At 42.9% G+C, this 13,286-nt stretch carries 7 protein-coding genes; all 7 read right to left on the bottom strand.

All coding sequences use genetic code 11. The features are described from left to right. Nucleotides 1–15: 15 nt before the first annotated feature. Nucleotides 16–1,089: a uroporphyrinogen decarboxylase family protein gene (locus RHS_RS18425; RefSeq protein ID WP_047834007.1), complete on the bottom strand. Its 1,074-nt coding sequence runs from the start codon at nt 1,087–1,089 to the stop codon at nt 16–18. Nucleotides 1,090–1,165: 76 nt separating this feature from the next. Beyond that, nucleotides 1,166–1,999, bottom strand: a complete 834-nt coding sequence (locus RHS_RS18420; RefSeq protein ID WP_047834006.1) for a carbohydrate ABC transporter permease — start codon at nt 1,997–1,999, stop codon at nt 1,166–1,168. A gap of 11 nt (nt 2,000–2,010) precedes the next feature. Further along, nucleotides 2,011–2,898 carry a carbohydrate ABC transporter permease gene (locus tag RHS_RS18415; protein WP_330572548.1) on the bottom strand — a complete coding sequence of 296 codons (888 nt, stop codon included), beginning with the start codon at nt 2,896–2,898 and terminating at the stop codon, nt 2,011–2,013. Nucleotides 2,899–3,023: 125 nt separating this feature from the next. Beyond that, the gene (locus tag RHS_RS18410) at nt 3,024–4,385 is read right to left on the bottom strand and encodes an extracellular solute-binding protein (protein ID WP_047834005.1); all 1,362 of its coding nucleotides are present in this window, start codon (nt 4,383–4,385) and stop codon (nt 3,024–3,026) included. Between the two features lie 117 nt (nt 4,386–4,502). Further along, complete coding sequence (locus RHS_RS18405; RefSeq protein WP_047834004.1) at nt 4,503–6,014, bottom strand: response regulator; 1,512 nt, start codon at nt 6,012–6,014, stop codon at nt 4,503–4,505. Further along, nucleotides 6,011–7,750: a histidine kinase gene (locus RHS_RS18400; protein WP_047834003.1), complete on the bottom strand. Its 1,740-nt coding sequence runs from the start codon at nt 7,748–7,750 to the stop codon at nt 6,011–6,013. Before RHS_RS18400 ends, RHS_RS18405 begins: the two co-directional genes overlap by 4 nt. 143 nt (nt 7,751–7,893) lie before the next feature. Next, on the bottom strand, nt 7,894–13,263 hold the full coding sequence (locus RHS_RS31335) for a discoidin domain-containing protein (RefSeq protein ID WP_395022911.1): 5,370 nt from the start codon (nt 13,261–13,263) through the stop codon (nt 7,894–7,896). Nucleotides 13,264–13,286 lie beyond the last annotated feature (23 nt).

Raw genomic sequence — 13,286 nt, 5'->3', positions numbered from 1 at the left:
TTTATGATATCTCCCCTAATAAGCCCCATATTCTTCCACTGCCTCGAAGAAAGCAATCAGATTCTCCCAGCTCACTTCCGGCTCCACCATATGATTGGGTCCAATGAGATATCCACCGTCTTTTCCAAGGATTTCAATACAACGTTTAACCTCTTTCTTCACCTGCTCCGGCGTACCAAAAGAAAGGTTGGTCTGGGCACTAACCCCTCCCCAAAACGCCAGCTTATCTCCATAGGTATCCTTTATTTTCTGCAAATCCATGCATTCAGGCTGGATCGGATTTAAAATGTTGACCCCTATCTCAATTAATTCCGGAATAATCTGGCACGGATTACCGCAGGAATGGTAAAAGACCGGTATATCAGGGGTTATCTCCCTTGCTCTCGCAATAATCCGTGCCAGTCTGGGCTTAAGGAACTCCCGCCAGGTATCCACTCCAATCAGCATTCCTGTCTGCATCCCCACATCATCCCCCAGCATAAGCACATCTATTCCGCCCTTTAGCATAAGTACTACCTGCTCCATACGCATCCGGGTGATGCGCTCCATTAATATCGTAATCGCCTCCGGCTCTGTTAACATGTCCATCATAGTTTCTTCAAATCCCCGGATAGCCCAGGTTTTTTCAAAAATTGTCTGGGTCAGGCTTCCGCACACTGCAAGCCCTTTTTCATGGCACTTATCCACATAAGACTTAAAATGTGCACTTCTCCTTGGCTCTAAAAAGTCCGGCAACGGAAATTCTTCTGCCTGCCGCTCTGTCATGCCTGCCTTAAAAGGGGAGATAATATGTTCAAAATGTAAATTCGCATCCTTGGATTTTCCGCTTCCCACGCCCCATTCATTGACAGAAAATCCTGGTTCCTGGTCTCTGCCCGCATAATATTCCGAGAAATCCCTTTTTACTTCGGTTGGTGCAAAATCCAAAAACCGGATATCCAAGCCAAAGTATTCAAAATAATCATCACATCCCGTTCTTTTACGGAATTCTGCTTCCAGCGCCGGACACAATCCCCAACTTAAATCCTTTGGAATTTTATCCGGAACCTTTCTGTTCACCACCGCCAATACCCGCTCTCTTCCATTCATGATACCATCCTCCTGACTTTTATCTCATTTAATTACTGCCTTTGCTACATTTTTCGGACATTACGCCCACTATATGCTATTGCTTTACACTGCCCGCAGTCAGACCGTCTATAATATTTTTTTCAAACAATATAACAAATAATACAATGGGGATCATCATAATAGTTGCCAGTGCACTGATTTTCTCCCATGGTACGTTATACTGGTTTATTCTTGGGATCAAGGTCAGCCCCACACTCAGCGGTGTGGCTTTCCTGTTGGTAAAAACCAGCGGTATCATAAACTCATTCATGGTATTAATAAAGTTAATAATTGCCATGGTGGCAATTGCCGGCTTCATAAGTGGAAACAGCACCTTGAATATCTTGGTGCAGACGTTTGCCCCGTCAACTGCAGCCGCTTCTTCTAACGAATAGGGTATCTGCTGTATGAAGGTCACAAAAGACATCGTGGTAAATGGTATAAACCCGCTGACATATAATAGGATCAGACCCAGGTGGGTATCGTGGAGATGCAGAGTCTTATATGTCTGAAACATGGGAATTAAGGTCATAATAACCGGCAGCATTGCAGAAAAAACCAACATTGAATAGGCCGCACCTGATCCCCGGAATGTAAATCTGGCAAAGGAATACGCAGCCAGTATGCTGATTACAATTGTTGCGATAATGGCAAATACGGCTACAATCAATGTATTGAACGCTAGCCCGCTGACATCCACCTCTTTAAACAGCGTAAAATAGTTCTGAAGTGTAGGATTCTCAGGAAAATAGGTGACCGGTGTAGTGAACAGCAATTCTTTTTCCGTAATGGAAGATGTAAATATCCAGAATACCGGAAATAAGATGATCAGAGCCAGTATAATAGTTGTAATCCAGATAAAAATCCGATAACCTTTTGACTTTTTCATTTTCCCACCCCCTAGTAGTCAATCTTTTTCTGCAGACGCATACCGCCGCCTGCAACAATTACCATGATCAGGAACAACATCATTGATATGGCTGATGCATATCCATAGTTCAGGTTTTTAAAGGCTTCTGTCGTTATCTTGTAACTAATTAAAGAGGTCTTAGCCCCCGGTCCTCCCTGGGTCATGGCATAGACCAGATCAAAGCTTGTCAGCCGCCAAAGAGTAAAAAATAATCCCATGGTAATCAGAACCCGCTTAATATGCGGCATGGTAATTGCAAAAAAACGTTTAACGGCACCTGCACCATCCATGGCTGCCGATTCATACAATTCCAGTGAAACACTTTGCAATGCCGCCAACACCATAATCGCAAAGAACGGCACATTTTTCCAGACATCTACGATGATAACCGCCGCCTGGGCACCTGCAGGATTAACCAGCCATGCAAAATTAAAATTAGATTGGCTGAGCCTTGAGAACAGGTCATTTACAAATCCATAAGTATCGTTAAACGCCCATTGTGCTGCTATACCAATGACGATCGTAGGCATCGCCCATGGTATCAGAACTATGGAACGCAAAAATTTTTTCCCTTTGAATTTTACGTTTAAAACTAAAGCCAGCATTATGCCCAACGTCATAATTAATATAACGGAAATAATAGTAAAGATCAGAGTAAACCGAATAGATTCCTGCACACCGGGATCTTTCAACAGCTTTGCATAATTTTGAAATCCTACAAATTTCTTTGTCTGTGTGATCATTTTATAATTTAAAAGACTGTACCACGCTGTCGTAATCATCGGATAAATAATGGTGGCGCCCCTTACGAGCAGCGCCGGCAGTACCAGTGCCCAGGCTACCAGCACTCTCTTTTTTCCCATTGACATTTTTTTCATCCCGCAACCTTCCCCTCTTTTTCTATCTGCCTGCCGCAGTTGCTAAGAGGGAACCCCGCAGTGTTCCCCCTTTTATTCTTACGGCCTGTAAAATACTGTAACGGACTGATAAAGTGCAGTTACTTTTATTCTTCAACCAGAGCCTGAATCTCTGCAGTAGCTTTTTCTACACATTCGTCCAAAGACATTTGATTGGTAAGATAGGACTGTGCATAGGTCTCCGCAACCTCCATAAGCTCATTTACCGTTGCCGGCATCGGTCTTGGAACTAACGAACCTGCTGCCGAATATTCTTCCAGCGCCTGGCCTGCCCGGTTTACTTCCTTAGCCTCCGGTTTTGCCATTACCTTAGCATGAGAAGAACCTTCCATCTGAAGATTGCACATCTGTCCTTCTTCACTGGCCCATACCTTAAGCACTTCTTTTGCTGCATCCACTTTTTTAGAATTCTTATTAATTGCCATATGCCAACCTGCTACGATAGTATGGTTTGTTTTAAATACCGGCATGGGTTCAATCTGTATGTTATCCCCCCATTTATCTCCACAGACATCTGCCAGGTAAGCCCACTGGAACACCATTCCGTATTTGTTGTCGATAATCTTCTGGTTCATGGCATCATAGCTGTCACCAAGTGCTGCTTCCGATACCACTTTATCTTTATAAAGCATATCATACATAAACTGCAGTGCTTCTTTTGACTCCGGTTTTGTCCAATCATATATATCACCCTCAAAACAATACATCCATCGGATTAAATCATTATATAACTGTCCTCCCTTTGACCAGGCTGCGCCATATCCATAAGCCTCCTCATTCGTCATAGCCTTTGCCGCTTCCAGAAATTCATCTGTATTCGTGGGAATCTTTGCGCCCGACTTGTCAAATACCTCTTTGTTAATAAACAGATACATGGCATTCAATTCCTGGGGCAGCAAATAATAATTTCCATCTGCACTCTTACAGATCCGTTCCAGGACATCTGCCGGATAATTTTCTTTTTCAGCCTCAATAATTTCATTAATAGGTTCCAGATAACCTGCTGTACTGTATGTAACGCCTAATAACTCGTCCACATGCACAATATCAAAAGAATCATCTCCGGCAGTCAGTATCGAACTCAGTTTCGTTACAACATCCGGATAATTAGTCGGTGCAACCACTCCCTCAACGATTATGCCTGTTTTCTCTTTTACCAGATCAACAAAGGGCTGCCATCCTTCCATATCTACATTTCGCGTATATACCGTAACCGTTTCTCCCGCAAATGGCTGATCGCTTCCTTTCTCCGGCGCTTCGCTTTCCTGTACAGATGACGATTCTGCTCCCTGTGAATCCTTTGTATCTGTCATCTTCTCTGTGCTTTCAGAACTCGTTCCCGCACTTCCTTTTGTTTCTCCTGCCCCGCTGTTACCTGTACCGCCGCATGCTGTCAGACTTGCTGCCAGTGCCAATGTTAATAAAACGCTGATAAACCTCTTCTTCATAGTACCCTCTCCTTCACTTGTTTGATATAACTAATATAGATTTTATCCGTAAAAAAAACAATGTACCAATTTCTAGGAAATGGTACACTTTTCTTATATCTTCTATTATATTTTCTATTATTTGTTCAGAAAATGGTTCTTGTATTCCTGTGGCAATTCCCCTGTACGTGCCCGAAATACTTTTGAAAAGTATCTGGAAGAGTTATATCCGATCATCGCCGATATCTCGCTGATTTTATAATTTCCGGACTTCAACAGCTCTTTCGCCTTGGCAATTCTTAAATTTGTTACATAATCATTGTAATTGCTGCCCGTCTTCGACTTAAACAAAGCCGAAAAATAGCTCTGGTTAAAATAGAAAACACTGCAGATTTTCTGGGTAGAGATATCCTGGGTATAGTTTAAATGAATATAATTGATTACCTCATCGATTGTTCCGCCATAATGCTTCCCCTGAATCTGTTCTAATGCCTTGCATGCAGGCACTGCAAATGAATAAAATCGTTCCATCAGCCGTTCTGTGTCCGGTGCTGCCGTTAACTTAGAGAAAATATCCTTTTGTTCAAATTCCGTCGGTAAAACCGTATTTTCTTCGCACAGATTCCATATTTCCTTTGCACATTTTTGTATAAACGAATAAATGACATAAGGCGGCAGCGATATCTTATAACGATCTGCAGTCTCCTGTACTACTTCCAGTACCTGTTCCCTGTTTTGAAGATGAAGTGCACTTTCTACCACTGAGATATCCCTGGCATAAATGCTGCCGGGACTTTTATATGTATATGGGAGGCGCTCAAACAAGCAGCAGCGGTCCTCTCTGCACTGGGCCTCATATAATGCTGCTTTCGCCTTCCTGTATGACGTGGGTATTTCCCTCATTCCTGATACGGTATCCCCGATTCCCATAGCAGCGTTTCCCCCCTGCCCTTTTGCATATGCCAGCAGTTCCATCCAGATCTTTTCAATTGCATGTTCCCGGGTATCTACCCCTACTAGGATAATAATGATCAGCCCGTTCTTGTTGTAAACAATGTATTGCTCATATGTCTGCTTTTGCAGAATTTCATCACAGTATATTCTGACCTTTTCCGTATCCCATCCATTTTTCCCGCCGTCATATCCGTTCACTGCCAGAACCCTGTGGGGCATCTGCTGCTGCAATTGCTCTATATGTTCTTCATCTGCAGACATAACTTCCTCTTCCAGCACCTTATCATAAATCGTGGACTGTAATTTTTTCCTGATCTTATTTTTATTCCCGATCACCCGTTGTGCATCTTCTAGCATTTTCTTAAGCAGAGCCGGATTGATCGGCTTATTGATATAGTCCAGAACCTGATAACGTATCGCCGCTCTGGCATATTCAAATTCACTGTATCCGCTGAGCAGAACAAATTCACAGGTAATATCCTGCTCCCTGCAAGCACCAATCAGCTGAATGCCATCCCATTTTGGCATCATAATATCACAAATTACCAGATCCGGCTTTTTTTCCCGGATGGCATCGTAAGCCGAGACTCCATTTTCACAAGTCTGCAGCAGTTCAAATCCTTCTGTTTCTTTTACAAATCTCCCGATTCCTTCCCGTATGACTTTCTCGTCATCTACTACAATAACCATGATCATTTTTTTCCCTCCGCAATTGGTATTAAAATCTCAATTCTTGTATAATGTCCCACACGGCTTTTTATTTCCAGGCCTTTTTCCACAGAGTAAGTCAGACAGATTCTTTTGTTAACATTAGAGAGCCCTATGCTCTCCTTTATTGTTCCTTCCGTACTCTGATATACCTCCCTTATTTTCTGCTGTTCCATACCATTTCCGTTATCAAATACCATAATTTTCAGCATGTTTTCCTCAATACGAAGTTTTATAACCAGTACACCGTCTTTCTTATCCTTTAAACCATGTACGACTGCATTTTCAACTAGCGGCTGAATAATCAGGCATGGTATAACCTGCTTTAATACTTCTTCCTCTACATCATAAAAAGCTTCAAAAGAGTGGTCATAACGAATCTCCTGAATATACAGATAATTCTTAATCTGCAGAATTTCCTGACTTGCTGTTACATATTTCCCATACTGATAAGTCGTATATCTCAGCATGTCGCCCAGGCAGGTAATCATATTTGTAACCTCCGGCATATCCAGGAACATCACCTTCCAGTTAATAGTATCCAATGTATTAAATATAAAATGTGGATTAATCTGGGATTGCAGCGCCTCTATCCTGGCGTTTTTTTCATTCAGGCTTATGACATAATTCTCATTGACCAGGTTCTGTATCCGCGTGAGCATATGATTAAAATCTTCCGCAATATTTTCAATCTCACTGTATCCGCTGGCATCTACTTTTCTGGCAATGTCAGTTATTCCAATATCCTGAATCTGATCCACAAAGTTATGCATAGGCTTTGTTAACTTTTTCGAAATCAAAAGCACTAATATCAAATTTAATATAACTAAAATAATAAGAAACTCAATCAATGTATTCTTAAAAGAGCTGATAGAAAGGCTGATATCCTGAACCGGTGTCACAATCACCAGCCTCTGCTCCAGAGATTCAATCTCACGCTCCAGCATTTGTGGTGATGTACCGCCATCTGAATCTTCTTTTACCACTTCCGATAATAATTGACCGTTAAGATCATCCCGGGTAGCATAAGTCACCTCACCGTCCCCATTTACTAACATAGCATAACTCCCCGGTGTCGTAACTGCATTTTTCAAAATATCCCGGATATACTGCCCACGGATCATGACCATAACCGTCCCTGTAATCTGATCATCTTTCAGAACATTTTTAAAATCCTTAATCGTTCTTGCAAATATAATGCTGTGTTCCTTTCCCACATCATAGCATTTAATTGCTCCTTTATTTCTGATTACCTGTTCCTGCGCCTGTTCCCGGTAAGCCCGGTGTACCTGATAGGTCGTACTGCTGTAATTCTTGATCAAATAGATATCTGTCTTTGCTGAATCCTCCAGAAAAATACCTACCGAATGTATAAAATTATAAGACAGCAGATAATCATAACACAGGCTCTCAGCCTCAAAAGCCAGGGATTGACGCTGGGCATTATTTTCAAATTCTCCTCTGAATATCCGGCTGCAAATATCATTCAGGTTTGCATCCGAATACATTTTTAACGTAAGATCATTTAAATAAAACCGGACATCATCAAAATTTTTATTAATATTTTCCGCTGCAATTCGATTATTTTCCAAAATATTAGACTTTGCTATTTTGAAATACTGGGAGTTGATCAGATAAAAGAACAGCAGGAAACTGACCACATTTAGGGAAATAAAAAAAATGGAAATGCTGAATGCGATACTTTTAGATCTTTTCTTTTTCATAGGGCAATCCTCCCTGATCGAAATATGTACTTTTATTGTTATCATATAATATCCTGGTAAATGTTACAACTGTTGAATATCAAATCAAAAAAACTGCCCCACAAAACTGATCACTCAGCCCTGCGGGACAGCCTTTACCTGTCTTATTTTGTTATTTTTACGGTCCTCGCCTGTCCTTTTCTACTAAATAACTTTGTATAAGTATTTACTTTAGACTTTGGAACAGAGATTACCGCTTTTGTTGAAATTCCTTTCCATGCATTCTTGCCAACTGAATTTAACCCCTTGGATTTAATGGTAATATTCTTCAGTCCTTTTGTACCATAGAATGCCTGGGAACCAATCTTCTTCACATTAGAACCAATGGTTACTTTCTCCAGAGTTCTCCGGTTCTTAAATGCCTTGCTTCCAATTTCCGTAACCTTAAACTTCACTTTCTGAATGGTAACCGTAGAAGGAATGGTCAGTTTCTTTATGTTTTTATTTGTGGTTCCTGTTACTGACACGGTTTTCGATCCGGATGTAAGCTTTGTTATTTTATACTTCAGGGAACCGCTCTGGTATACCTTGCCTTTCTTCAGGCTTGTAACGGTGTCTGTACTTCCCTTTTGTGCGGCTTTCTGCGCTTCTTCTGCTTTTCTCTGCGCCTCTTGTGCCGCATCTCTTGCTGCTTCTACTTTCTTTTGTACTTCTTCTGCTGCTTTTTTAGCTTCTTCAGCTTTCGCCTGGGCTTCCTGAGCCGATTTCTTTGCTTCTTCTGCTACTTTTCGCTCTTCTTCAGCTTTTTGTCTGGCTGTTTCAGCCGCCTGTTTTTCGGCTTCTGCCTGTTTCTTTGCCTCTTCTGCCGCCTGCTTTTCGGCCTCAGCCTGTTTTCTCGCTTCTTCGGCTGCCTGTTTTTCAGCCTCTGCCTGCTTTTGAGCTTCCTCTGCTGCTGCTTTCAATCGGACAATTTCTTCTTTGGTGGCTTCAGTCTTAGACTGCGCCTCCTGGGCTGCTGTTTTCGCTGCTTCTGCGGCTTTCTTCGCCTCTTCTGCTTTTTGCTGGGCTTTCACTGCTTCTGCTCTGGCAGCCTCAGCCTTCGCCAGTGCTTCTTTTGCTGCTTCTGCATCCTGATCTGCTGCATTTTGTGCTGCTTCTGCCGCAGCCTTAGCTTCTTCTGCCGCCTTCTTTGCCGCTTCTGCTGCGATCTTTTCTTCCTCAGCTTTCTGCTGTGCGGCTTCTGCCGATGCTTTTGCTGACTCTGCATCCGCCAGCATTTTCTCCAGGATATCCAACAGCTCTTCGTTATTGCCCAATTCGTGGATAATATAAGAAGTCCCCGGCTCTGTGCTAAATTCAATTGTTTTCTCTTTGGAATTTTCTGTTTCCCCGTAAGCTGTGGATACCAGGCTTCCGTCTTCCCTGGTCACAAATGCTCCGTCCCATGGAATAACAACTTTTGCATCCGTTCCCTTTTCACTTGTAATATGAATGGACGGAACCGTTCCTTCTTTCATCTCTGCAGATACCAGAAATGCTCCTTTTACGCGGATATCCTGAAATTCTGCGTTATTGCCTGTCCAGGTTGGGAATGTCTTGATGTATCCATTATCGGAATAGACCATCATATCATTCAGAGCTTCCATAACCCCTACTTTTTCCCAGCCGTGGGTGTTGTCATCAACGTAATAATTACCTGCCATTTTCTTAACTACATACTGTTTGATCTTGCTGACCAGTGTTGCAGCATCATATTGTACCCTGGCTGCATGGGTGAAGATCTTTGGCGTGTTATTTACCATATTCCAGCCGGCGCTTCCGTAGGCAGCACCGTCGTTTCCGCATACATTTACGGTATTGCGCGCTACTTCCAGTAAGTAGGGATCGGAATCAAATCCCAGCTGATCCCCTGGTTGTATTCCTTCCAGATTAACGGTTGCAGATATCGGACGGATCTTACGGTCTTCTGAAAGTCCAAATATTTCTTTTCCCAAATAATTAGAGTTTTTCTGGGAATTCGCATTAAATCCCTGATATTCATATATGCTGACTTCCATTCCGGGCAGGTGGGTGGAAATATCCTGCCATACTCCAAACTTTTCTTGTGACGGTGCTGCTTCACTGCCGATTCCAACCAGCGTATCCAACAGGTTCTGTAAATTGCCTATGGTCACATTGGGGTTGAATTCAAAAGAGCCTTCGTGGGAACCGTCAAATAGTACATAAGTATATTCGCCTGTACCGTCATATTCCGGATATTTCTCATAGTTTTTAGTATATTTTGTAGTCTGTGACTGTCCTCCTGCATCGGAGCACGGATTGTCCTTTACAAATTCATCATCGACTCTGGCACTCCGTTTTTCTACCCACTGTTCATAGAAATTAGCTGTCTTTACAAGAAAATCATATGGGGAATACAAATTTCCTGATGCAGATTCCTGCTTTTTCATCAGCCATTCCTTATCCAGTGTATAGTTGTAATATGCACAAATCTGAGATGCACAGAACAGAGCATTAATCGTCTGGTTCAAATAAGAAGCATCATCCGATGATACTTTGAATGGCTTTAATCCTACAGGAAGCAGTAAAGCATCCTCAAATCCGTTTTTAAAGTCTTCCTCTCTGGTTCCATAATACCAGCTGCTGATGGATTTTAAATGTTCCGGATTGGCTGCACGTTCTATTCCGGTATCCATGTATTCAATAAACACATCAAACATTGGCTGTGAAAATTCTTTCAACCTGTTGCTGGAATATGAGCCGTAATACGGGGACTGGAAATTATAATTTAAATGGTAGTCTCCCTGCCATCCTGAATTGTCCCTGGTTGTCCATACTCCATATAAGCCCGGTGCCTGGGAACCTTCTCTGGTACAGCAAGCAAAAATGTATTGTGAACCATAATACAGCCTGTTTAATTCCGTGTCATGAAAGTCTGCATAGGACAGCTGATAATAATCTTTCCACCAATTGAGATGTTTTTCATGCAGGTTATCCACATCATCTGTACTCTTTACTTCATCCAGGAGTTCCAGTACATTCTTAACTGCCAGCCCTTCTGCACCATCCGCTGCATCGACTGCCTGATTTTCTGCACAGTCTATGGCTGTAACAACGGTTACCGTCTCTCCTGCCGGGATTTCAATGCGGATAATTCCTTCATTGTCCTGAGAAGAATATTTCAGGTTATCTGTTCCCAGTACTTTGGATGCAATGGCAAACTCGCTCATCCAATCCGCAGCCTTTACCGTCTGGCTTCCATCGCTGGTTTTCTTTATTTCATCTTCTACGTTTGATTTTCTGGTTGCCCATACTGTATCATTGCTGACTCCGGACTGGGCAATGGTCTGCGGTTTACTTAATACATTGGCATCTGTCGTTGTCTTAGCCAGGGTGTTTTTCCCCCATGGGCGGACATCTACAGTCTGTGCCTGGTCGCCCTTTGAAGTAATCTGGGTAACCATTATATTCTTATCTGCCATAAGCCAGTTTGTCATATCCACGGGAACATTTCCCATGTCCATTACGGTACGTACTTCTGCTTTTGCAATGTCCATCTCTTCCCGGAAAGGAGTAGCTTCTCTTGTCTGGGCAGCCACTGGCTCCTCCTTTTGTACCACTGCCTCTTCTGGTACAAATGCAGCTGCCTCAGCAGATACATATTCCTCTTCTGCATATCTTACAGATTCCGCCTGCCCTGCTGCCGTGGCCTGCTCCTGATATACAGGATATTCTTCTACCGGCATTACGACTTTCGGTGTCTCCTGATTGTTAAATGCATAAATCTTACCGATTCTGGCTCTCTGATCCGATGCCGGAGTCTGCTGCCCCTGGCTAACATTTACTCTGATATAACGGGCTTCTGCAAGTTCCGGTAATTGAATCGTTACTTCGCCTGCCCGGTTATCGGTATAATTACCAATTTCATCCCAGGATTCGCCGTCCTTACTGAGCTCTACGTTAAACTGCTTAGCCCGGAATCTGCGATATCCGATATTTCCTTCCGCATCCGTATACTTGCTGTTATCCGCATTTACAGCTCCCCCTGCTGCAAGATCCTGAACCAGGGCTTCTGCTCCTGCAAATAATATTCCTACTTCATCAAAAGACTTCACCTCACCCAGATCCACTTTTGCCCATTGAGGCATTTGTGCATGAACGCTGATCCAGCCGTTATAGTCGTTGATTCCGTTTTTATCCAGTTTTACAAAATTATCTGAGATCAGGGTTTCCTGAGTTGTGTAAGGATCGGAGGAGGTGGTAACAGAAGCTCCCTTGTCCGCCATTGTAAGGCTGTTTGCAAAGTCATCATCCTGATAAAGTTCAAACTGGCTGATGCGTGCTCTTGCTTCCCCGCCGTCTTCTCCGGATGCTTTTGTAATATGTAATCTCACATACTTCGCGCTTACCGGATAAAGCATCTGCCTGTCTGTGACATCTTCCTGGTTATCCACTACCTGGTCAACTGTTACCCATTTTTCACCGTCTCTGCTGATTTCCAGTTTGAAATCCCTGGTGTTATAGACAGCACCTTTTCCGGTAGTTGCATTGTTATGTTTCACATGCCAGCGGCTAAACTGGATCATTTCCGGGAAACTCAGCTGGAGATACTGCTCCTGCCCGGGCATGGATACCCAGCCTTCAAACGCTTTTTCTTTCGAATCATCTGTGTACTGGTACACACCGCCTACCGCGTTTTTCCCTTCATATCCTTCGCTCTCAGAACTAACGCTGACTTCTGCTTTATATGCCACGTTGTACTGTGCCTCTTCCGGAGCAATTACCTCTTTGTTGTCATCCGGCTCCGGTTCCACAGGTGTAAACTCTAATGGCATGGAATATAGCGGATTTTCATCATTATTAAAGGCAAATACTTTAAGAATCCGCGCCCGGTCATTTGCACTTTGCTCTGATTTCCCGATATCCACCCTGAGATACCTTGCCGATATAGGCTTGCTCAGTTTATTGTCGTAAATACTTGCCTTATTTCCTGTAATATCGTCCAGTACATCCCAGTTTGTTCCGTCTACACTAACGGAGACCTTATAATTATTTGTAGTAAACTTTTGATATCCCGGAGCATTTTTATTTCCCGTTGCGTACAGATCATCCATATGTGCCTGCATTCCCATATGTAAAATCCCAATTTCATCTATAGACCGTTCCGTCCCAAGATCAATCTGTGCCCAGTGGGGCTTTACATTTGTGTTGCTGACCCATCCGCAATAGTCATTTCCGCCGTTTCCTTCCGTATACCAGTTATTATTAATCATATTATCACCGGTTCGCGCTTCATTCATAATGCTGGAAACCTTGGCCTGTGCCCCTGCATCCAAAGTGGCATAACTGGTACCGTAGTTGTCATCCATATAGATTTCAAACTGGCTGATTCTTGCTCTTGCAGTCTGGTCATCTTCTTGGGAAGCTTTTGTAATATTTAATTTTACATAGCGCGCCTGATGGTCATAAAGCAGCCTTCTGTCTGTCACATCCGCTTTATTGCCGGTCACAGAATCAACCTTTGTCCAGTTCACGCCATCCTCGCTGGTCTGCAGAT

The sequence above is a fragment of the Robinsoniella sp. RHS genome (genome assembly GCF_001029355.1).
Lineage (GTDB): Bacteria > Bacillota > Clostridia > Lachnospirales > Lachnospiraceae > Robinsoniella > Robinsoniella peoriensis.
The sequence above is the reverse complement of the archived record's forward strand: the minus strand, read 5'-3'. Positions and strand labels throughout refer to the sequence as shown.